This window comes from Actinomyces procaprae (assembly GCF_004798665.1).
Taxonomy (GTDB): domain Bacteria; phylum Actinomycetota; class Actinomycetes; order Actinomycetales; family Actinomycetaceae; genus Actinomyces; species Actinomyces procaprae.
Window position 1 is genome coordinate 3,315,961 of record NZ_CP039292.1, and the last position, 21,150, is coordinate 3,337,110.

At 69.9% G+C, this 21,150-nt stretch carries 24 protein-coding genes; 3 read left to right on the top strand and 21 right to left on the bottom strand.

The window, feature by feature from the left end; translation table 11 throughout:
• Nucleotides 1–62: 62 nt before the first annotated feature.
• Both E4J16_RS13605 and E4J16_RS13610 read left to right on the top strand, forming a co-directional pair.
• Nucleotides 63–1,313, top strand: coding sequence for a tyrosine-type recombinase/integrase (locus E4J16_RS13605; protein WP_168709520.1), 1,251 nt, complete (start codon nucleotides 63–65; stop codon nucleotides 1,311–1,313).
• Between the two features lie 19 nt (nucleotides 1,314–1,332).
• Nucleotides 1,333–1,560, top strand: a complete 228-nt coding sequence (locus E4J16_RS13610) for a hypothetical protein (protein ID WP_136314301.1) — start codon at nucleotides 1,333–1,335, stop codon at nucleotides 1,558–1,560.
• Between the two features lie 180 nt (nucleotides 1,561–1,740).
• Here the strand turns inward: E4J16_RS13610 and E4J16_RS13615 are convergent, their stop codons facing one another.
• From E4J16_RS13615 to E4J16_RS13655, 9 genes are all read right to left on the bottom strand, one after another.
• Nucleotides 1,741–2,028 carry a hypothetical protein gene (locus E4J16_RS13615; RefSeq protein ID WP_136314302.1) on the bottom strand — a complete coding sequence of 96 codons (288 nt, stop codon included), beginning with the start codon at nucleotides 2,026–2,028 and terminating at the stop codon, nucleotides 1,741–1,743.
• Nucleotides 2,028–2,537: a hypothetical protein gene (locus E4J16_RS13620; protein WP_136314303.1), complete on the bottom strand. Its 510-nt coding sequence runs from the start codon at nucleotides 2,535–2,537 to the stop codon at nucleotides 2,028–2,030. Before E4J16_RS13620 ends, E4J16_RS13615 begins: the two co-directional genes overlap by 1 nt.
• A 4-nt stretch (nucleotides 2,538–2,541) precedes the next feature.
• On the bottom strand, nucleotides 2,542–2,814 hold the full coding sequence (locus E4J16_RS13625) for a phage holin (RefSeq protein ID WP_136314304.1): 273 nt from the start codon (nucleotides 2,812–2,814) through the stop codon (nucleotides 2,542–2,544).
• A gap of 13 nt (nucleotides 2,815–2,827) precedes the next feature.
• A complete protein-coding gene (locus E4J16_RS13630; protein WP_136314305.1) occupies nucleotides 2,828–3,931 on the bottom strand; it encodes a GH25 family lysozyme in 1,104 nt (367 codons plus the stop codon).
• Nucleotides 3,932–4,012: 81 nt separating this feature from the next.
• A complete protein-coding gene (locus E4J16_RS13635) occupies nucleotides 4,013–4,663 on the bottom strand; it encodes a hypothetical protein (RefSeq protein ID WP_136314306.1) in 651 nt (216 codons plus the stop codon).
• A 12-nt stretch (nucleotides 4,664–4,675) separates the two neighbouring features.
• Nucleotides 4,676–8,494 (bottom strand): hypothetical protein, encoded by a 3,819-nt coding sequence (locus tag E4J16_RS13640; protein WP_136314307.1) that lies wholly within the window; start codon nucleotides 8,492–8,494, stop codon nucleotides 4,676–4,678.
• 42 nt (nucleotides 8,495–8,536) lie between these two features.
• Complete coding sequence (locus E4J16_RS13645; protein WP_136314308.1) at nucleotides 8,537–9,595, bottom strand: hypothetical protein; 1,059 nt, start codon at nucleotides 9,593–9,595, stop codon at nucleotides 8,537–8,539.
• On the bottom strand, nucleotides 9,592–10,332 hold the full coding sequence (locus E4J16_RS13650) for a hypothetical protein (protein ID WP_136314309.1): 741 nt from the start codon (nucleotides 10,330–10,332) through the stop codon (nucleotides 9,592–9,594). The genes E4J16_RS13645 and E4J16_RS13650 overlap by 4 nt, the downstream gene beginning before the upstream one ends.
• A gap of 15 nt (nucleotides 10,333–10,347) precedes the next feature.
• Nucleotides 10,348–13,485 carry a phage tail tape measure protein gene (locus E4J16_RS13655; RefSeq protein WP_136314310.1) on the bottom strand — a complete coding sequence of 1,046 codons (3,138 nt, stop codon included), beginning with the start codon at nucleotides 13,483–13,485 and terminating at the stop codon, nucleotides 10,348–10,350.
• Between the two features lie 60 nt (nucleotides 13,486–13,545).
• Here E4J16_RS13655 and E4J16_RS13660 point away from each other — a divergent pair, with 60 nt between their 5' ends.
• Entirely contained in the window at nucleotides 13,546–13,914 is a 369-nt protein-coding gene (locus E4J16_RS13660) for a hypothetical protein (protein ID WP_136314311.1), read from the top strand.
• 3 nt (nucleotides 13,915–13,917) lie between these two features.
• Here the strand turns inward: E4J16_RS13660 and E4J16_RS13665 are convergent, their stop codons facing one another.
• The 12 genes from E4J16_RS13665 to E4J16_RS13720 all read right to left on the bottom strand — a co-directional run bounded on the left by E4J16_RS13665 (nucleotide 13,918) and on the right by E4J16_RS13720 (nucleotide 21,147).
• Nucleotides 13,918–14,187, bottom strand: a complete 270-nt coding sequence (locus tag E4J16_RS13665; protein WP_136314312.1) for a hypothetical protein — start codon at nucleotides 14,185–14,187, stop codon at nucleotides 13,918–13,920.
• A 50-nt stretch (nucleotides 14,188–14,237) separates the two neighbouring features.
• A complete protein-coding gene (locus E4J16_RS13670; RefSeq protein WP_136314313.1) occupies nucleotides 14,238–14,822 on the bottom strand; it encodes a hypothetical protein in 585 nt (194 codons plus the stop codon).
• A gap of 123 nt (nucleotides 14,823–14,945) precedes the next feature.
• On the bottom strand, nucleotides 14,946–15,452 hold the full coding sequence (locus E4J16_RS13675; RefSeq protein WP_136314314.1) for a phage tail tube protein: 507 nt from the start codon (nucleotides 15,450–15,452) through the stop codon (nucleotides 14,946–14,948).
• Nucleotides 15,453–15,487: 35 nt separating this feature from the next.
• Nucleotides 15,488–15,679, bottom strand: a complete 192-nt coding sequence (locus tag E4J16_RS13680; protein ID WP_136314315.1) for a hypothetical protein — start codon at nucleotides 15,677–15,679, stop codon at nucleotides 15,488–15,490.
• A complete protein-coding gene (locus E4J16_RS13685) occupies nucleotides 15,676–16,116 on the bottom strand; it encodes a DUF3168 domain-containing protein (RefSeq protein WP_136314316.1) in 441 nt (146 codons plus the stop codon). Before E4J16_RS13685 ends, E4J16_RS13680 begins: the two co-directional genes overlap by 4 nt.
• A complete protein-coding gene (locus E4J16_RS13690) occupies nucleotides 16,110–16,496 on the bottom strand; it encodes a hypothetical protein (protein WP_136314317.1) in 387 nt (128 codons plus the stop codon). The genes E4J16_RS13685 and E4J16_RS13690 overlap by 7 nt, the downstream gene beginning before the upstream one ends.
• 13 nt (nucleotides 16,497–16,509) lie before the next feature.
• A complete protein-coding gene (locus E4J16_RS13695; RefSeq protein WP_136314318.1) occupies nucleotides 16,510–16,869 on the bottom strand; it encodes a DUF6093 family protein in 360 nt (119 codons plus the stop codon).
• Between the two features lie 8 nt (nucleotides 16,870–16,877).
• Complete coding sequence (locus E4J16_RS13700) at nucleotides 16,878–17,327, bottom strand: hypothetical protein (protein ID WP_136314319.1); 450 nt, start codon at nucleotides 17,325–17,327, stop codon at nucleotides 16,878–16,880.
• 21 nt (nucleotides 17,328–17,348) lie between these two features.
• Nucleotides 17,349–18,284: a major capsid protein gene (locus E4J16_RS13705; RefSeq protein WP_136314320.1), complete on the bottom strand. Its 936-nt coding sequence runs from the start codon at nucleotides 18,282–18,284 to the stop codon at nucleotides 17,349–17,351.
• A gap of 18 nt (nucleotides 18,285–18,302) precedes the next feature.
• Nucleotides 18,303–18,884, bottom strand: coding sequence for a hypothetical protein (locus E4J16_RS13710; protein ID WP_136314321.1), 582 nt, complete (start codon nucleotides 18,882–18,884; stop codon nucleotides 18,303–18,305).
• A 93-nt stretch (nucleotides 18,885–18,977) separates the two neighbouring features.
• On the bottom strand, nucleotides 18,978–19,787 hold the full coding sequence (locus E4J16_RS13715; RefSeq protein WP_136314322.1) for a VG15 protein: 810 nt from the start codon (nucleotides 19,785–19,787) through the stop codon (nucleotides 18,978–18,980).
• Nucleotides 19,771–21,147, bottom strand: a complete 1,377-nt coding sequence (locus E4J16_RS13720) for a phage portal protein (protein ID WP_136314323.1) — start codon at nucleotides 21,145–21,147, stop codon at nucleotides 19,771–19,773. The genes E4J16_RS13715 and E4J16_RS13720 overlap by 17 nt, the downstream gene beginning before the upstream one ends.
• Between the last annotated feature and the right edge of the window lie 3 nt (nucleotides 21,148–21,150).

Sequence of the window (21,150 nt, forward strand, 5' to 3'; positions counted from 1 at the left end):
CCGAGGTGGCTAGCACGATGGCTATCATCGGGCGTGGGAGACCGGCCAGGGAGGAGCAGACGATGGCATACGGCGACGGCACAGGCCCATACCAGGTCAAGGGCGGACGGTGGGTCGGCGCCGTCGACGTCGGGTGGACCGAGCGAGGCACCCGACGCCGCCGCACCGTCTCCGCCAAGACCAGGGCCGAGTGCGCCCGCAAACTCCGGGACCTCAAGCGTCAGGTCAACGCCGCCGTCGGGCAGGCCCCCGCCGCGTCGCACGCCACCGTCAAGAGGTGGGCCGACGAGTGGCTGCCGATCCAGGCCGGCCGACTCCGCCCCAAGGCCTACGCCACCACCGAGGGCATGATCCGCAAGTGGATCATCCCCACCATCGGCAACCGGCGCCTATCGGATCTCACCGCCCACGACGCCCGCCGCCTCGACCAGGCCATCCTCGACGCCGGCCGGTCGTCGACGACGGCCCGCACATGCCGGGCCACGCTCTCCCGCATGCTGCGCGACGCCCGCCGCGAGGGCCACCCGGTACCGCAGGCGATCCTCGACGCCGAGCCACCCAAGCGCGCCGCCAACAGCCGCCGGGCGATCCCCGCCGACGACGCGATACGCCTCCTGCGCGCCGCCGCCTCACGCGACCAGTGGCCCCCACTACCCGCCAGCGTGACCGGCCGGGCGAGGCAGGCCCACCGCCTCGCCTCCGAGGTCGACCCCTCCCGGTGGGTCGCCGCACTCCTCCAGGGCATGAGGCAGGGCGAGTGCCTAGGACTCACCTGGGACCGCGTAGACCTCGACGCGGGGACGATCACCGTGGACCGGCAACTACAGTCCGTCCCTCTCCGTGCCAGGGAGGCCGGGGTGGCAGATGCCGGCTGGTATGCCGCCGAGCACCTGGCCGGCGCCTACTACCTGGTGCCCGTCAAGTCGGCGGCGGGTAGGCGGGTGATCCCGCTGGTGCCGTGGATGACGGCGGCGCTCACCACGTGGCGTGAGCAGTGCCCGCCGTCGCCGTGGGGGCTGGTGTGGCCGCGCCTGGCCGGCGGCCCGTGGTCGAGCGGTGACGACCGGCGCGCCTGGCACGCCCTCCAGGAGGTGGCGGGGGTGTCCCGGCCGGACGGGCGCCCGTACACGGTCCACGAGGCGCGTCACTCGGCGGCGACGCTGCTCATGGCGCTGCAGGTGCCCGCGCCGGTGCAGGTGGCGATCATGGGGCACTCGAGTATCGCGGTGACGCAGGGCTACCAGCATGCGGATCTGGAGGGTGCGCGGCGTGCGCTGGAGGGCGTGGCGGGGCTGCTCCAGATCGAGGCGTGACCGTTCCGCAACCCCCATAGTGTCGCCCAGGGTTGCACTCCTCGCCGAGGTCGAGGACCGCCTGCGCGGCGCCTGCCTGGCCGCCATGGCCGCCGGCGTCCCGGTAGCGCACATCGCCGACGCCGCCGGACAGTACGCGCTCGGCGACCTCACCATCCAGGCCGCCGCCGACGACGGCCGCCCAGTCGCCGACCTGGCCGCCACCTGGCAGCTATCCGCCACCCGGATACGCCAGATCCTCCAGTGAGCACACGAAAAGGCCGCCCCGCACCCAAACGGGTGCGGGGCGGCCCCTCGTGCATACAGAGCTGGGATCTCAGCGGCGGTCAGATTAGCGGACCGGCTGCGGCGCGCAGCGGGCGCAGTGACAGTGCTGCCGCAGCTCCGTCCCCGCTGGCCGTCACCACACGGCCCGTGATAGTCGCAGTCATGACTGCTCCTCCCCCTCGCTGTCGTCGTCGTCACCGGCCAGCAGGTTGCGGATCGGCCTCTCCCCAGGCCCCAGGGGCAGGTCCGCCAGCGGCGCCCCGTAGTCGATCGCCACCGCGCGGCTCACGCGGGCCACCGTCTCCCACTCGTTCGCGCGCCGCCGCTCACGGGCAAGCGCCGTCTCATGCGAGTGACGCAACCGCTGGGCGCGCTGGAGCCCCTGCATGGCCAGGCGCAGCATCTCCACCGCCCCACCACCACCGAGCAGCGCCACAATGATCGTCACTAGTCCGCCGTCCACGCCGCGTCCCCCCTGACGATGGCGGCCTCCACAGCCCGCCGCTCCGCCTCCTGCGCGCGCCTCACCGCCTCCTCCGACTCATCCACGGTGGCGGGCGGCTCACGCCCCGGCTCCCAGTCACGCCCCCAAATCCGCTCGATCCGGGTCAGCATGAGCACGAGCACGAGCAGCGTGTACAGGGGCAAGTGCCCGTTCGGGGCGAGCAGGATCTCCTCGGCGGCCTCGACGGCGAGCCCTACCGTGATCAGGCCGGCGGCGGGGGCCTCGACCATCCACATGCCGCGCCACGCGGTGGGGATGGCGAGGATCGCGCCGGCGGCGACGCAGACGGCGCCGATGAGTGTGGCGGGTGGTGGCAGGAGCGCGCCGTGGAGGAGGTCGCGGGCGGCCTGGACGCCGCACAGGAGGTAGGCGGCGAGCATGGTCAGGGTGATGCGGCGGGGTGGGCTGATTGATGCCCAGATGCGGGCGAGTCTGCGGGGGATGCGCGCCATCGTGTCACCTCTCCTCGCCGGCGTTGTCGAGCGGCTGGCCCACGATGGGCGCCTCGTAGACGCCGCCGGTGTGGACGGCGGCCACGACGAGCGCGATGACGGCGAGGACCTGCTCGGCGACCTGCCCCCACGCGGTGGCCTGCTCGCCGGTGATCACACCGAGGGCCGCGAGTGCCGCGAGGATGGCGGCGGCGGCCCCGTAGAGGGCGCGCCTGCGCTCGGGTGTCAGCCAGGAGACGATGGTGCGGTCCGTGGTGAGTGCTACATGCTTCCCCATGGTGGGACCTCCTTCACTTGGAGAGCAGCTTGCCGCTGCCCGCGTAGGAGCTGTTGAGTATGTGCTGGAGCATCCGGACCGTCGGGGCGTCACCCCGGCCGGTCACCCACTTGCTGAAGTTGCCGCCGTTGAGGTCGGCAGGGCCTCCGGCCTGCCTCATCCAGGACGGGTTGGCGTGCGCGCTCCAGTACTGGAGGCACTTCCAGGACCGCCACCCCATGGTGCCGTCGGCGGCGAGCGTGGTGGATCCGGTCAGTGTCCGCTTGGCCCCCGACGACAGCTGCCCGTTGAGGAATCGCTGTAGGGCGGCGTACGCCGGGGCGGCCGGCCCGCCAATCTGCGTGCCCATGACCTCCTGCAGGCGGCGCAGGGTCGGGGAGCCCAGCACGCCCGTGATGGCGAGCTGCCGGGCACCATCCGTACCCGTGCGGGCGTCCAGCGCCCGGTCCACCACCGCCGACGCCGACGTCGACGTGGTCGTGGCGGTGGCCACCGTCGACGTCGAGCCCGCATAGCGCGCCCAGGCAGCCTTGTCGCCGTAGAAGACGTTGAGGTCCAGATTGCCGCCGTATCCGTTGATGCGGCCGGAGGACGTGTACTGCCACATCACCAGGTTCCAGCCGTGGCCCGGCCGGTAGGGGCAGTCGGGGGCCTCCAGGCCACGGGCCGCCGACGTGGGGTATCCGGCGACCCAGAGCCCGTAGTCCCGGGCAACGGTCTCCCACGCGTACTGGGACGCCGGGGATGCGGACATGTAGATCAGCGGTCGCACGCCTGTCATCTGCGTGACCGTGTCCAGCCAGGTCTTGGCCCAGGCGACGTCGGAGACGCCGGAGCCGTCCTCCCAGTCCAGCACCAGCACCGCGTCCCGGATGTAGCCCCGAATGTTGTCGACGAAGTGCTTCGCCTCGGCGGCCGCGCTGTTGGTGCGGTTGCGGGCGAAGTGGTAGACGCCGCGCAGCTTCCCGGCTGCCTTGGCCTGCTGGTAGTGCTTATCGCAGTACGGATTGACGTATCGCGTCCCCTCGGTCGCCTTGATGATGACAAAATCGCCGCCCACGTTGCGGACGTCAAGGGATGCCTGGTAGGAGGCGATGTCCATTCCTGTCAGTGCCATATGCTCTCTCTCCTCTGTTGAGTTGTTCGGGTACGGGAAAGGCCCCGGCCGGGCGGCTGGGGCCTTCAGTAGTACAGCCGGTTAGGCCATTGTGCGGGGGAACGCGATCACCATTAGCCGGTTCGCGTCCGCCGCCGTGGAAATGCGGGCCGTGGACGCCGAGGTGCCGCCAAATGACAGGGCGAGAATCACTTGCGGGTTCACGCCGGCCGGGCAAATGTCCATGTTGAAGACGGACTGAGTGGACTGGGACTCATTCTGCTCCCAGCGGGCGGTGTTCCCCTCCCGGTTGCGCATTAGCAGGCGCAATCCGACAGTGCCGGAAATAGCCGCGTTAACCATTCCCCATGCGAGAATGGTGCGGTCGTAGGGGCGGACGGGGAGCGTGGACGTGATGAGCGCGTGCTGGCTATTCGCCGCCCGGCTGATCGTGCCGCCCGCATACGACTGCTCCACAGACTCCGGCTCATTGATCGGGGCGATGGACCACACCCCGGCGGCTGTCTTCTGCCCAGTGGACCGGTAGATGACGCCGCCGACGTCGAGGAATGCGGGGTGCGCGGCGGTGGGGGTGGTGCCGGCGGTCTCGGCTGCGGTGAGCGCCGTCCGTGCGGCTGCGACGCTCGCGGCGGGCTGGATCACGCCCGCCGCCGCAAACGCGGCCTCCAGGGACGACAGGATGCCATCCCCGGCGTCCGGGACCGGCACCCCATTCCACGTGTTATGAGCCATAGCGTGTCCTTTCTAGACGGGGGTGACTCGCGACCAGTAGCGGGCCGTGTTGAAGGTTCCAGCCACGGACACGTAGCGCTTCCAGATTGCCCGCACGTAGTACCAGGTATTAGCCTGCACCTGCACGATCTCTACCCCGGTCGCCGGGGTGATGAAATCCGATACGGCGTCGAAAAGGTGCGCTCTGGCGACGCTTCCGTACAGGCCGCTAGTAGGTGCGGTGGGGGAGGCCGCGTAAAGGCCGAGCTGGATCATGAGCGATCCGGCTAGCGACGTGAAGCTGCCCCATGTGAGCTGGTGCTCCAGGCGGAGCTTCCCGGTTGGGGACATGACTCGCATTTGCGTCTCGTTGAAGAATTCCCACGCCTGATTTACGTACTCGACCTTGCGCTGCTGTAGCTGCCAGATTCCGAGGTTCTTGTTGAAGGTCCAGGATGCGAGGTAGTTGTCGAGGGACACGGTGCCGCCGCGCACGCGATCCTTCATCCGGAAATTACCGGCCCCGTCGACATAGAAAGTCTCCGCCCCGGAACTGTCCCTGAAAATGAGGTACGGGCCGGTATTCTTCGCGGACATTTGGGCTGACCCGGCGGACGGCGTGCTGAGCGACACGCCGAATCCGGTGTCTGTGTCGCCCGCCTGGACGGTGCCGTCGGTGCCGCTCCCGGCGATGACGCGCCCACCCCGGAGGGTGTTGCCTACGAGGTCGCCGACGACGGCGGTCCCGGTGATGGTGGCGTCCCCGGCGGTGAGCATGTCGGTAGTGACGGCCGCGAAGGCGCCGATCTTGGACCACATCTCCTCGCTGGCCTGGATCTTGGCTGCGGTGACCGCGCCGTCGGTGATGTCCACGGCCGGGGTCTGCCGGTGCACGTCCACGTGGCCGACGTAGGCGACCGCCTCCGTGGGGGTGGTACCCGCCGCGAAATAGAGCGTGGGCCGTACCGTCATGTAGGCGGCGCCGTCCGGCACGGTCACCGGCACCTCACCACCCACACGGAACCACTGGCCGACCGGGTGGTCCGTGAGTGGCACCTGTGGCTTGCAGGTCTGGTTCCCTGCCGCGCCACTGATCAGCCGCTTGGCGGAGTCGTAGAAATACACCTGCGTGGAGAAGCCGCTGCCGGTGGTGGGCATGGCCCCGTCGCAGTACCACATGCTGGAGGCGAGGATCCGGTCACCGGGCGTGCACGGCACGCGCGCCCCCTCCTGCAGGATGGGCCCGTAGAGCGTCATGCTGGATGCGCCGGCCGCCCGCTGCACCATCCGGTAGGCGTACGGGTGCCCCTGGTAGGTGGTCTCCGACCGGTAGTCGGCGGAGCTGCCGGTCCACAGGGCCGTGGTCGTGTCGTAGTAGGGGTCGGGCAGGAGATTGTCCGACGTCACCGACAGGCTAGTTGCGAGCACGCGGCCCAGGAAAGCCTGGTCGGCGAGGATCGCGTTCATGACGGCGACGGGGATTGTGGCGCCGTCGGTGACCGTCAACTTGCTCACGCTGAGGCTGCCGATCTTGGCGTCCGTGATGGACGCGTCGGCGACCTGCGCGGTACCGACGGCGGCGTCCCCGATCTGCGCCCGCCCGACGGCCTTCGAGCCGATGAAATCCGTCCCCGCCTTGATCTGCACCCACGCGGAGCCGCCCCACACGTAGCGGCGCAGTGACGTGCCGCCGGAGCGGACCTCCCAGATCGCGCCGGCGGGCTTGCCGTCGCCGTCGGAGTCGGACGGGTTGGATGAGGAGACGGTGTACAGGCCGGACGCGGTGGTGGCCTTGGCGGTGGCGGCGTCGGCGGTTGCCTGCGCACCCAGGGCGGACGCGGCTGCCGCGTCGGCGGCGGCCTTGGCGGTGACGGCTACTGCGGCCGCGTCGTCCGCCGCCTTCTGCGCGGCCAGCAGGTCGGTCACGTCGATGATCGTCACCCGGTGGACAGTCAGTGCGGCACCACCGGCACGCAGGTAGATCACGAGCGCGAGGGTCTGCGCCGTACCGGTGTAGTCGACCGTGACATCCTGGCTGTAGGTGCCGTGCACGGTCCCCGCCGGCACCGCCTTGAGATGGTCATCCGGCCACAGGGAGCGGACGTAGGCGCCCGCCGCCGTCCCGTAGTACGCGCCCATGTCCACGCCCGCGTCGGCCTCAGCGGACACTGTGGCCGTGACCCGGTAGGTGCGGCCACCGGGCAGGGGCGCGTACTGCGACAGGAGCCGGTTGGTGATGTTGCCGCTGGTGGCAGTGTTGGAGGTGGTGGCGGCGGACGCGGTCAGTGTGATCGTGCTGCCTGCCTGCCACGAGCTGGTCCAGACGATGCCGCCGACCAGCGCCGACTGCGCCGCACTATCCGCAGCGCCCTGCGCCTGCCCGGCGGAGTCCTGCGCCTGCCCGGCGGAGTCCTGCGCCCGGTCGGCGGAGTCCTGCGCCCGGTCGGCGGCGGCCCGGGCCTGCTCGGCGGCGGCCCGGGCGCTGTCCGCCTCCGCCTGCGCTGCTGCGGCACGCGCGGCTGCCGTGTCGGATGCCGCCTGCGCTCCGGCTGCGGTCGCCTGCGCCGCCGACGCTGCGGCCTGCGCACGCTCGGCGTCCGTGGTGGCGGTCTCCGCCTGCGCCTGTGCGGCTGCGGCGGCCGCCTCCGCTTGCCCGGCGGCTGCCTCGGCGGAGGCCGCCAGGTTCCCGGCCTGGTCTGCCCGCGCCTGCGCACGCTCGGCGGCAGCCTGCGCGGCGGAGATGTCGGTCACGTCCGTGATGGTCGCGCTGTGCACGGTCAGCAGCTGCCCGCCCGCACGCAGGTAGGCGATCACCTGCACCTGCGTCTCACCGGTGCGGTAGGAGACCGGCAGGTCCGCGTGCAGGAGCGCCCGCTTGGTGCCCGCCGCCAGCTGCCAGACATTGGGGGACGGCCACCAGGACCTCTTGTAGGCGCCGGCGGCGTCCATGTAGTACAGGCCGTACTCGATACGGGCGTCACCGGCGGCGGACGCGGTCATCGCCAGCCGGTAGGTGCGGCCACCGGGCAGTGGGCGCGTGTGGGTGCCGATACGCCCGGTCGTGCCGGACGTCGCCGACGTCGACGTCGAGATCTCCGACGCCGTGCGGGTGGTCTCAGCGTTGACCCACCAGCCGGAGGTCCAGACGATGCCGCCGACCAGCGCCGACTGCGCCGCACTATCCGCAGCCGACTGGGCGGCAGCAGCCCGGGAGGCCGCACTGTCCGCCGACACCTGCGCGGCGTCCGCCGCAGAGCGGGCAGCAGACGCCACCGCCTGGGCGTCATCCGCCACCATCCGTGCAGCCTCCAGGCGCCCGTCCAGGCCATCGACGGCGGACGACAGGGACCCGACCGCAGAGGCGGTCGACTCCCACTGCGCCCGCTGAGACGCCAGCTCCCCCGCCACGGCCTCCGACCGGTCAAACGCCTCCTCGGCGGTCGCCCTGATCTCCTCGGCGGCCTCGAACGCGTGGGCGGCGTCGCTCATAGCCACCGCGATCCGCTCACCGAGCACACCCGTGGCCACCGCGTCAGCACCGGCCGGGATCGTGATCGGGGAGGAGATCCCCGTGACCCGCCCCGTGGAGTCGAGGGTCACCCGGACAGTCGCGCCGACGGCGGACAGGCCACCGTCAGTCATGCCGGTAGCCTCCGACACTGGCGCGTCAGCGGGGATAGCGACGCGCACCCACCCGGCCGGGAGGGTCGTGTCATCGGCGCTGGTCGCGGTGACGGTGCCGAGCACCCAGGAGGGCATCCCCTGCGCGGCCTGCTGGGCGGACGCCTGGAGGGCGGCGCGGCGTGACGACGCGGGGGCGGCGTCCAGCCACAGCGACGGGGGCACAGTCATGCCTCGGGGCTCCTCTCTATCGAGTTAGGTCTATGGGGCGGGCTACCAGTCGAGCACCTCGACGTCGACCCGCATTGTGGCGGTCAGGTCGGTGACGGGGAGGCTGTAGCCGGTCACCCGGCCCGCGAACGTCTCACCCGACGCGGTGATCACGCCTACGATGTCGCCTACCTCTAGGCGGGCATCCGGCACGATCGTGAGCGACCGCGCCCGTGACGCGTACAGGTCCTCACGCATGATCGTGTCCGCCGCCCGGTTGACCGCCGCCTGGCTGTCAGCATCCGACGCCTCCTCATGGCGCGTCACCCACCCATACCCGGCCGCGTCATACGGCGCCGCCGTGCTGGTGCGGGTCGCCGTCCACCGGGTCTCCTTCCCACCCTCGGTGGTGGATCCGGTGACCACCCACCGGTTCGGGCGGCGCACCTCGCCGGCCGGGGCCGGGGGCGCCGATATCAGCAGCCCACCCTGCCGGTAGATCACGTCGACGACGCTCGCGTCTCGGAGCGGGTAGGCGTGCAGTACGCCGTCCGCCTCCACGCGCAGCCCGATACTGCGGCTGGTGGCGAGCGACTGCACCGCCTCCGTCCTGCTGGTGCCCCACTGTGTGGTGGTCGCGACCGCACTGTCGGTGACGCCGACGTCGAGGGCGACCGGCAGTGTCCCAGCGAGCCGCTGGAGCTCGCTGCGGAGGGTGGCGCCGCGCGGCGGGCTCGAGGGCCACGCCATCGGGTCGTCCTCCAGAAGCCGCGTCAGGTCCGCGCACGTGACCGACACCTTGTCGCCGTCGGCCTCCCAGCCGGTGTGCACGTACTGGCCGAGCGGCACCCGCCACTCCTGCCCGGACGGCGCCCGGTAGATCACATCCACCAGGGACCGCTGCCCGAACCTGCCCAGCGGGTCCAGCGGCACCTGCGGGACCCAGGATGCGGGGGCGGTGTAGGTCAGCTGGGCGGGCACGGTCCGGCCGGACGACCACTCCAGCACCACGTCCGCCGCCGGAACGTTGGTGGCGAGCACCCGGCCCGCGCGGATCACGCGCACGTCGACGCCGACGGCGAGCCCGGCGGCCAGGTCCTCGGTGGCTGGCCCGGCCCTCATCGCGGCATCCCCGCGATCAGGCGGCAGACCTCAGTGTAGGTGCGCGGCGTCCACGTCCCGTCGTAGGCCTCCCACTCACCCCACGTGACCACCGGGGCCGCGTGGCCGCGAGCACCGCGCCAGGTGGGCGCCCCCACCTGCTCCAGGCCGTCGCGGGCCTCGCAGGTCAGGGACCACTGCCGCTGCGCCACCGGCTTACGCACAGTCCTCTGGTGAGACGCCTTAGTGACGGTCACCGGGCGGATGGGCGGGATGTCGCAGTCGTGGACCTGGCAGACGGTCGGGTCATGCACGATCACCAGCCGGGACGCCATCACGGCCAGGGCGCGCATGGTGGCGGTGCTGCCGCCGTCGGTGAGGCAGTCCAGGGTGACCGTCTCCGGCTCCGGCACCAGCGGCCACCGGTCCACACGCCCGCGGGCGGTGGTCATCGCCGACACGGACACGCCCATGTCCGTGGAGTCGTCCATGAGCCACCGGATCATGGCGGCCTGGTGGCCGGTCGGGTCGGTGACCATGTGCGAGCCCAGGCTGCCCCGGGTAAGCGTCACCGAGCTACCGCCGAGCGTGTACGTCACCGGCTCCCCGACAGGGGCGAGCGGGTCCGAGATCGGCACACCCACGTGGGCGGTGTCGATGACGGCGAGGAGCCGGTCACCCGCCCACACGGGCCCCGTACGGTCGGGGATGATTGACGGCATTTGGGTGTGCTTGGCGACCCATCCCGTGACAGCCATAGTCTACCCCGCCTCCTATCGGTTGAGCCGGTTTGCGCGGACGATCCGGCCGTCCGCGACCGTCGTCATCTCCTGCCGCAGCTGCTCGCCCGTGATCGGGTTATCCACCACCACAGTCAGCGCCGCCGTCGGTGCGGCCGCGTTGACGCGGATCGCGGGCGGCGCGGCCCCGTACACCGAGGGGCTGCCGCCGTCGGCGAAGCCCATCACCTCACGGGACAGGAGCCCCTGCCTGGCGAGGGCGCGCAACTGGAGCATCCGGGCCTGCCCGCCGACAGCACCGACCTCCGCTGCCGTCCACACGTGCTCACCTGCGGACAGCATCGCCGGCACACTGTCCGACGTGGCAGTGCCCGGCCCGCGGACCGCACCACCGGACGCGTACCCGGCGAGCCGGTTCACCCCAGCCTGGAGCGCCTTATTGGAGCTGCCTATAGACACGTAGTTCGTCGTGACCGTCACTGTCTTCGACCGGATAGAGTCAAGCGTCGCCTTGATCGTCCGCAGTTTACCGGACGCATTATCCTTGCCCGTGATAGTGACCGTGCCGGTGGTCTTGTCGATAGCGATCTTCACACTATCCTTCTTCAGGCGGGCGGGACCATCATTGCCATTAATGGTGATTGTTCCATCGGAATTGTCGACCAGCCCGATAAGCTCGGACAGTGTCTTGTCGGCGGGGACCCGGGACGCGCCGATAGTGATATTGCCCTCCGAGTCAGCGACCTGCCCCATTAGCTGCGCCAGCGTCAGCTCCGCCTCCGACGCATCCATAGTGACATCGGTCGTGATGTTCTCCGGGATCAGGCGCAGCTCGTCGGCCAGGGCCTCCGCCTCCTCGGCGGTCATGCCCGCAGCCTGCGCGGCCGCAATCAGGGCGTCCCGCCCATGCTGCATGGCCTCCTGCATTTCCTCGGTCGACGCATTCTGCCCGTACATCGCCTCGACCAGCTTCCACGTGGACGATGCGATAGCGTCTAGGGCGGCCTCGTTCGCGCGCCCCGACTCCGTGTTACGGTCCAGCGTCCGCCCGTTCTCGGCGATCGTCTCGGTGGCGTCGTCGATGGCCTGCTCCAGGCCACGAGCCGCGTCACGCTCGGCCAGCACCAGCTGCGCCATGTCCGACAGGGCGTCGATCAGCTCCGCCAGCTCCTCGGCGGCCTCGGACGCAGCGGTCCCCATGGCCGCCACGTCGTCGCCCGCAGCCCTCGCGGCCGCACCCGCACCCACCGCTGCCGGATCCAGATCCCCCATCGCAATCGCGAGGAGCGTCTGGTCATCTGCCGCCATGCCGGCCTCAGTCGCCAGCGCCGTCAATGCCTGCTTATAGCCAGGCAGAGAGTCGAGGAGATCGGTAAGTGCCTTGTCGGACCCATCTGTCATCTCCGCCAGCCGCCGGAACGAGTCAACCGCTGCCGAGGAGTCCATAGCAGACATAGCATCATCAATAGCTGCAAGGTCGTCGGCGAACTTCTGAAAGTCCGACCGCGTGTCCCATCCGACATGGCTTGCGGCCTTATCCATTGCGGACGCAAACCCTGTCAGCCCCTTCTCCCAATTCGACATTCCACCCGCAGTGTCATTCAGCATAGCTCCGAACTGCGAAGCGGACAATGTAGCCGCACCCGTGTAGTCCTTAAAAGCGGTCGCAGCCGAGGCACCCGTTATGTCCAGCTGGGCCAGCGCGTTTCCTGCCTCGGTGACACTGGTCTTGAACTTGTCAGTGCTACCCGTGGCGATAATAAGACCCGCCGTAAGCCCCATTCGCCCCACGCGACCACCGAGGGACGTCGACGTGAACAGGTTTTTGACCGCACTCGCTGCGCTACCAGCGGATATCCCCAGCGACTGCATGGCGGTCCTGGTCTCGACGATACGAGGCAGTAGCACCATGGCACCACCGGCCGCCGTCAGGGCAGCACCGGCCACACCAGCAATCACCGTCACGCTCTGCTGCACCGGAGCGGGCAGCTCCGCGAAGGCATTCACCGCATCGGTGGCGCTCTGCACGACACTTCGAAGCGGCCCCTGCGCCCCCTCCCCCATGCCGATCAACATCGTCTCCCAGGAGCCCGCGAAGATCTGAAGGTCACCCTTGAGGCTATCCAGCCGTGCGGACGCGGTCTCAGCGGCGTACCCCTGGTCGTTTACGGCATCGATCCACCCCTGGATACCTTCCTCACCCTGCTTGTAGAGCACGGCGGCGGCACGGATAGCGTCGCTACCGAACATTGTCGACAGGGCGGTGTTACGCTCCGCCTCAGAGAGCGCGCCAAGCTTCTCCTGCAGCTGGCCCGCGAAGTTCGCGAGGCCCACAAAATGCCCCTGGCTGTCGTAAACCTGGAGGCCGAGATCCTTCATTAGGTTTTTGGCTTTTGTCGCCGGATTCATAAGCCTCTGCAGCATAGTCTTGAAGCTCGTGCCAGCGTCGGAGCCGAGAAGGCCTGCCGACGCGAACGCCGCCAGGCCACCCACCGTCTCCTCAATACTCAGCCCCATCTGGGAAGCGACCAGGCCGCCCTGGGCGAGCGCCTGCGACAGGTCAGACACGCCGCCCTGCGCCTTGCCCGCACCGGCGGCCAGCAGGTCCGCCACGTGAGTAACATCCGAGCCCGCGAGGCCGAACTGCACCATCGCGGACGCGGCGGTCTCGGCCGCCTCACCCACAGAGACACCACCGGCGGCCGCGAGGTCGAGAGCGCCGGACAGGCCACCGCCCAGGATGTCCGCCGTCGACACGCCGGCCTTGGCGAGCTGGTCAATGCCGTCGGCGGCCTCGACCGCGCTGAAGGCAGTATCCTTACCGGCCTGGATGGCGGCAGCCCGCAACTGCTCCATGCTCTCGGCGGACTCGTGCGTGTCCGCCTGCACAATCGCCATGGCCTCAGCAAAATCGGCGGATGCTTTGACGGCGACGGTGGACGCGGCGAGGAGGCCGGTGCCGAACGCGGCCATCGCGGTCCCGGCGGTGGTCAGCTCGCCGCTCATGAGCTGGGCGCGCTGAGCCATCCTGCCGAGGCCGGTGTCGGCAGCCTTGCCGGTCTTGTCCGCGGATTTCGCAGCCTCATCGAGCGTCCGTGACGCCTGCTTGATCTGCTGGTTGAAATCCGCAACGTTGGCGCGGAGTGTGACCTTCACTGTACGGTCAGCCATCAGCTGCCTTTCGTTCTATGCTTGCGGGGTTGCTAGGGGCCTCACAGTGGAGGAATTGTGATGAGCGCAGACACACCGGCCGAACCAGTCAAAAAGGGGCACGGCTGCCTGACATCAGTCATCGGCTTCGTCGTCGTTGTTGCCGCGTTGACTGGCTTGCTGTCGATGTGCGACTCCAGCACCGGAGGCGAGGACTCAGACCACCTGGCGAAAGTTGCCTGCCAGGATCACGTCAAGAAAGGGTTGAAAGACCCATCATCGGCGCAGTTCTCAGACGTCGTGATCGACGGGCCAGTCGACCACCAGTGGACAATCACCGGCGTGGTGAGGGCAACGAACTCGTTCGGCGGGACCGCCGTCGCTACGTGGACGTGTGAGGCCCGGAATGACAACGGCACCTACTACACGTCATACAGGCTCAGCGAGTAGCGCCTACCGGCTGGTGTGGCGGGTGTCGTCGATCACCAGGAGCGTGCCCGGCTCGAGCTCGGCCTTGGAGTCCCGCCGGTCATGCTCCCACGCCTCGCGGGCCGCCCTGGCGTAGCAGGTCACCTCGCGGGCCTCATACCAGCCGTCCATATCCTCAGACCATGCTTGCGAGCGCGGGTAGCCGCACCCGCACGGGCACAGCCCATCACGGTGCAGCCGGTACGCGACCGCCAGCAGCCGGTCGTCCTCGGTCCACTCATCGTGCGCCCACACCAGGCCCGTGGGCGGTAGCCCCCAGTCCTGGGCGGCACGGATCGACTGGATTAGCCACGCCGACGTGGGGCGGTCGAGGACGCGGGCGAGAAAGGGGCCGGCACGCTCGGGGCAGACTCATTGCAGGTGCGGACGGCGGCGGCAATCTTCGCGACCTGCTGCGGCGTCACCTCCGCCAGCCGGGCAACCATGGCAGCATCCATGCCCGCCGGGGCCACGATATGCGCGGCAATGAACCCGATGGTCTGCTCCTCGGTCACCTCGGCGCCGTCGGTGATACCCAGGGACTCGCGGAGCATCCGCCGCGTATGCTCACTGGACGCCTCCACCACGACGTCGAGGGCCGACTGTGCGAGCTGCTCGCGGATCTGCCGCATGTCCGCCACGAGGCGGGCCGCGCCGGCAGTGTCCTCCGCCGCGCGGGCGACCGTGAGCCGCTCCGCCAGCACGTCGAGGTCGGCCAGCAGGTCGGGACGGCCGTAGATGGTGGTGGCCCGCCGCTGAGGACGCGCCCCCGCGATCCACGCCTCCAGGTTGAAGCCTTCGGGTGTGAGCGCGGCGGGGTCGGTCACGTCGCGGGACAGGCCGTCGTCGGCGGGCACGGTGTCGCCGAGGCTCATCTCAACGTCGGTCATGGGGATAGTCCTTCCTCAAAGTTGGTGCGGGGTGCGGTCCTATTTGGTGGGTGTCGGGCCGGCGGGGGGACCATCCCCGCGAGTGCCCCACCGGCCCGACACGACTAGGTGCGCGCGCCCAGGTCAGGCGGCGACGACAGCGGTCTCCTCGGCGTCCAGCACCGACACCGGCACCACGCGCTTGATGTAGCCGGTGGTCCGGTCGCTGGGCTTCTGCGGCGTGCCTGTGTTGCACTCGTACACCGCCACCTCCTGGCCGGCGGCAAACTCTGCGTCGTAGGCGGGGCCCTCGCGCTCCACGAGCCACAGGTGCGTGCCCTTCACTTTGAGTAGATCCCAGGCCACATCGTTGTCCGTGTCGGCCTTGCCGTCGCCGTCGAGGTACCGGAACGGTGTCAGCGAGCCGGACCAGGATGAGGGGCCGAAGTCCTGAGAGGCGCCGCGCTTGCACAGCTCCTGCTCGTCGATCGTGGAGTCGGCGTCGGCCCCCAGCTGGTAGTCGGACTTGTTGATGCGGCACTCCAGGCGGGTGCCGGCCTTCAGCTCGGCCACGGTCGGGGCGGACATGTTCGCGGGCGCGGTAGTGAGTGCGACGAGCGCGATGCGGCCGTCAGCAAGTGTCTTAGGCATGATGTGTGTCTCCCTAGATAGGTGTTGGTGGTGGGTCAGTCGTCGTCGCCGTCGATGTCGGCGTCGTCGTCGGTGTCGGTGTCTGCGCCGCAGCAGTCCGCCACCGGATGCTGCGGACGCGTGGTGGTCCACCCGGCGCCCAGTACCGGATGCTCCAGCCAGTGCGCCGGGATCCGGTCATGGCGGCCGGTGTCAGTGCGCCACGCGTCGACCAGGCCAGTGGTCATGTGTCCTCCTGTAGTGGTGTGGATGCGAGCCGCCACGAGTCGACGGCGTAGGCGGGCGGCATGCGCGTATCCGCCCGGGTCACCTCCCGGTCCACGGTCACCGGCACACTGCCAGTCAGGCGCAAGGGGAAGCATCTGCGTCCGGGCACCTGCAGCTCGGCGCCGTTCAACGTCTCCCGGACGTCCGCGAGGTCGCGCAGGCAGTTCAGCGGCGTGGAGGAGACGACGGTGACCTGTAGGGTCTCGTCCAGCTCCACCTGCCGCTGTGCGACGTCGACGTCTACCGGCCGCCCGGGGCTGGCCTGGAGCATCACGTACGGCAGGGGCGGCTCCCGCTCCTGCACGTCACCGATGTGCACGCGGCACCCGGCCGCTTGCAGGATCTGCTCGACGGCGACGATGTGGTCTGCCATGACGGGCAGCGGTGGTGTCACCATGTGAGTGCTCCTGCCAGCTCGGCGAGATGCTGTGCGAATCCGTCTGCCTCGGCCTCTAGGGCTCGGGCGGGGTCGGGGACCGTGCCGCCACCCCGGGATGTGCCCCAGATGGCGACGTTCGCCAAGGCACCGGCGGGTTTCGTCGGCCCGATCTCCGCTGAGATCTGGTCCGTCGATGTCTCCAGGTCGTAGGACACCGTGTTGGCGACGTACCGGAAGCCCGCGTTCCCGGATGCCCGGAAATCCGCCTGAATCTGCTTCTTGATGTTCAACGCGCCCTTGGACACCACGGGGATGATGTGGCGGGCTAGCCTGCCGTCGACGGCGCGCATGTCCGCCGCCAGCACCCGCAGCTCCGAGGTGTCAATCGCGACTGCCACAGCCGCCCCCTCCTCACTCGGTGATGATGTCGACGGGCACCCGCTGCGCCGTCAGATGAGTTTTCGCCAGCTCGCCCGTGACCCGGAACGGGCGCGGGTAACTGTCGACTACGGCGATGTCGCCGGAGGTCAGCGCGGGCGCCGACACGGGCACGTGCAGGTGGAAGCGCTGCACCACGTAGGTGTGGCCCGCACCCTCCGGCGTCGTCTCGTACGCCTCGTAGGTCTGGACCTTGCACGGCCCCGTGTAGACCGTGGTCTCAGGCCATGACTCCCGACCCGTCGCGTCACGCACAGGCCGGGCAGCACGACGCGTCACCGTGCAGTGGTCCGTCATCAGCCGCTCGGCACGCCGACGACGGCGACCAGTCATCGGCGACCTCATGACCGGCCACCCCCATACAGGAGCGCGTCAGCCACCGGATCAATCGGCACCGCCGGATACACCGGCCGGGTAGTGCCGATGACCCCGATGCCCTTCGTCGGCGTCGCCGCGAACGCCGACAGCGCCCGCTTCTCGCTGGCAGTGAGGAACAGTCCGGCCTCATCAACCGGCCTGCCGCCCGCCCGCCAATCGTCCACGGACTCGTACTGCCACGACTCAGGGTTGGAGAAGGCGCGCGCGGCACAGGCGAGCACAACATGCTGCACCCGCGCCGGCACGCGCCCCAGCTCCCACCTGGTCTCATCCTGGCCGGTCTCGTCCAGGACAAGGCCGGTGGCGGCGGCAAGCGCCCAGCCCGCCCGCACCATCTCGGTGCCATCGTCGATGGACTCGCCGAGCCACCCGGCCAGATCCTCCACGGTCGCCAGCTTGTACTGGTCGCTCACCGCCGCTCACCCCCTGCCGTGTCAGTCGCCGGCGGCGAGGCCGCAGGACACAGCCCGCTTCGCGTCCAGGGTGGCCGCACCGAAGAACGTGTCCACGATGGACTGGTCCTCCAGCTGAAGCGGGTTGTAGTGCATGATGTGCCGCAGGGAGAAGCCGTCCTTGGCGACGGTGGCACCATAGGCGGCACCCTCCGGCTTGCGGGACGGCCGGGTCACGAACGCGAACGCGTCACGGTTGTAAGCAATCGCGAAGTCCTCCGGCAGAGCGGCCTCCTCCACGATGGTGAAGCCGTAGATGGTGCCGATGGTTGCCTGCCGCAGAGTCTCCGTGGTGCCCGCGGAGTGTGCCTGCACCAGGGTCTCGTTGGTGAGCAGGAGGGCGGCGATGGCGGAGCCGACGGCGAGCGTGCGGCCCTGCGTGGGCACCTTCCGGTCGTTGAGCACCTTGCGCAGGCGGGCGATCACCTTCAGGGCGTCGGTGCCGTCGGCGGCGAACTTCAACGCGGTGCCGGCGTTGTAGGTCACGTCCGCGCCGGTGCCGGAGGCGGTGGGTGCCTTGATGGCGCGCATCTCCTCCAGGAGCGGGTCCGCCAGCTGATCCACGACGGACTCTGCCTGTGGGATCAGAACCTCCTGCTCCAGGCTGGACAGGGTGAAGGTCGCCCAGTCGTCGGGGAGGCGGACGGCGTTGTAGATCTGGTTCTCCAGCTTGACGGGGATCCAGGTCTGGGTGAGGTCGTTGAAGGTGATCTCGTCTCGGGCCTGCCGGTTGGTGGGCGTGTAGATGTTGGCGGTGCCGGCAGAGATGGGGCCCTTGACGTTGACGGTCTGGCCTCGGCCGGCGACGAACTCGCCCGCGAAGTCCATGCGGACGGTGCGGGGCAGGTTCGTCAGGTAGCGGAGGGCCGCGAGCGTGGAGGACGCGGCCTGCTCGGGGGTGTAAAGGGTGTGAGCCATTGTGGGCTGCTCCTTCGGTTAGTTGCGGTTGGCGAACATGCGCTTGGCGGCCTCGTCGCTGGTTTCGGTGCGCTCCACCTGCTGGCGTGGTGCGGCACCGTCACCGGTGCGGGGCTTCTGGGACGGCGGGGTGCGGGGCGCGAACATTTCGAGGAGCTCCTGCGCGTCCTGGCGCATCTCCTCGGCGGTGTCGCCCTGTAGGCGGGCGGCTAGCCGCGGGTCGAGCCCGTACTCGGCGGCGACCTCTAGCCGGTGCACCTTGCGGGCCAGCTCGTCGCGCTCTCGGGTGAGGTCGTCGACGGTGGCCGCCTTCTGCTCGGCTGCCTTGGCCCGTGCCCGTTGGGCCTTGGCTTCGGCGTTTGCCTTGCGGATCTTGGCGAGGGCGCGTGCGTGGTCCCACTCCTCCGGGGAGTCGGCCTCCTTACTGTTCTCACCGTCGCCGTTGTCCTCGCCGCCGTCACCGTCGGCGTCGGTGTCGGGGTTGGCGGTGTCGGCCGTGGTGGCGGCCGCGTCCGCGTCGCCCGCGGTGTCAGCGCCGCCGCCCTCAGTGCCGGGGTCGACGGCGTACCGGAGCAGGTGACGCATAGTGCTGTTGCGCATGATGGTTGGCCCTCCTGGGGGTCTGGTGGTGTGGTGCACCCACCGGGGGTGCGGTCCTGCCCCGACCACACGGTGCGGTCGGGAAGTCTTGTGCTAGTCGCGGGGGTAAACGCCGTCGTGGAACAGGTCCGGGTGCATGCGCCGCATCCGCGCCAGTACCGTGTCCCTGCTCCGGCCGGCCTTACGGACGGGGGCGACCCTCGGCTGCCCCGCGTCGGAGGCTTCTTCGGCGGCGTCGAAGTAGGCGTTGATCCACGCCACCTCACGCTCGGTGGCGTACTCGGCAACCCACTCGTCGGGGGTCTCCCAGCACTCCTCCGCCGTGCACCCGCACTGCGAGTGCGCCTCGAAGTCCACCGTGTCCTCGGCGTAGACGGGGCCCCTGCCAGCGAGCATTGCGCAGAAGGCGCACGGGGTGCCGTCGGTGACCCGCCGCCAACGTGCCCCGTTCGCGCGCGCCGTCATAGTGACCATGCCACGGCCGGCGTCCATGATGAGGCCACGGGCGGCCATGGACACGCGCGTGCGCGCATACGCGTACGCGGTGGCGTCATCCAGGCCCCGCAGCTTCGCCGTCTTGTAGGCGACGGGGCCGTGGACGGTGAGAGTCTCGGCGACGTCGGCGGTCGCGAGCGTCGGGGACACCACCTCAATTCCCCGGTGCCCCTCGGCGGCGGCTTGACGGGCCAGGTAGCGGCCAGTCATGGCCCGCTCAGCCTCGGCTCCGGCGAGCACGTCACCCGTAGCCCGCGCGATGAACTGGGAGCGCCCGTAGTCGATGTCGTCAGGCCGCATGTACCAGCCGAAATGCCGGTTGACGCGGCGGCGGATCACCTCGGCGCGCGCGTTAGCGCCCCGCCGGTAGGCGTCCGTGAGCCGCCGACCGTCAGGCGTCCGGGACACCAGCAGCATCCTGTGCGGTCAGGTGGGCGGCCAGCAGGGCGTCCATGTCCGGGTGCTCGTCGGCGTACCGCCGCCACATGTCGGCCTGCGTCGGGGAGACGCCGGGGATCATGTCCCACAGCAGCTCGGCGGGCACGCCCAGCTGGGAGGCGATCTTCCCCAGGGCGTCGGCGGCCTGCGACAGGGAGCGGGCCTCCGTGTCCTGCCAGTTCACGTGCAGCCCGAAGTCGGCGGCGTCATCCGTCCGCCCCTCAATGTGGGAGGCGAGGCGCAGCAGGCGGGCGTGAGACTGCCCCAGGGCACGCTGGAACGACTGGACCTTGAGCCGCTCGGTGGAGCGGGCCTCAGCGATGGCGTCGGCGGACAGGTTCACCAGCTGGGCGCCGGACAGGGACCACACGGGCTTCTGGGCGACGGCGGCGAGCGTGTTCAGGTCTTCCTGCTCGGCCCGCAGCAGCCCGTCCAATGACGTTTCGGCGAGGGTGCCAAACGTTACGCCCTCGCCGCCGGTGAGCAGGTCCGGGTTGGACAGGGCCGCCTTCTGCCGGTTGTCCTCCTCCGTGCTGCCCGGCTCCGGCAGGCCGGTCGCATACCGCACCTTCCAGGAGTTGTAGTGCTGGGCCATGAGCCGGTCATGCGTGCTCTTCTGGTGGCGCTCGGCCACCACCTTGAAGCGGGCGGGCTCACCGACACTCACGCCGTCAATGTCAGCGGACGGGGCGTACCGGATGACCGGGCACACGCCCAGGCCGTGACGACGGGCCTCGATGTATTCGAGCCGCCCGGACTCGTCCTCCGCCAGGAAATGCGTGGCGTCCTCGTCGATCAGCCGGAACGCGCGCCCATGCGGCTGAGGAATCGTCCGCAGCGCGTAGAGGGGCCACTCGTCCTCCGCTACATCCCCCCACACCACGTGCAGGTGCTTGGGACTGTAGGCGGACAGGACGGCGGCGGTCCCCTCCACGGTCGGCGCTGTGCCCGGCAGGGCCAGGATGTACGCCTGCCCGTAGGTCAGGGCCGCACTGTAGAGGGCCCCCTGCCGGGAGGGGAGGCCGTTGCGCTCCCACGGCGCCCACATGGCCGCCGTGTCCCGCCCGCTATCGGATGACACGCCGTCGGCGATCATCTGCTGGGCGGTCTCCTCCACGATGAGCCGCAGCAGCGGAGTGCCGGACAGGCGCCGCAGCTGGGCCGCCTCACGCTTCCGGTCACCAGCCGGGGCTGCAGCACGCAGCTGCTCCCACACCGACTCCGTGTCGGCGCGCATCAGCGCGTCAATGTCGTCGCACCGGCCGCGGGCGGTCCTCGCCTGCTCGTCGAGCCGGTCACGGATCAGCGCAGTCACATTCGCCGGCCGCATAGC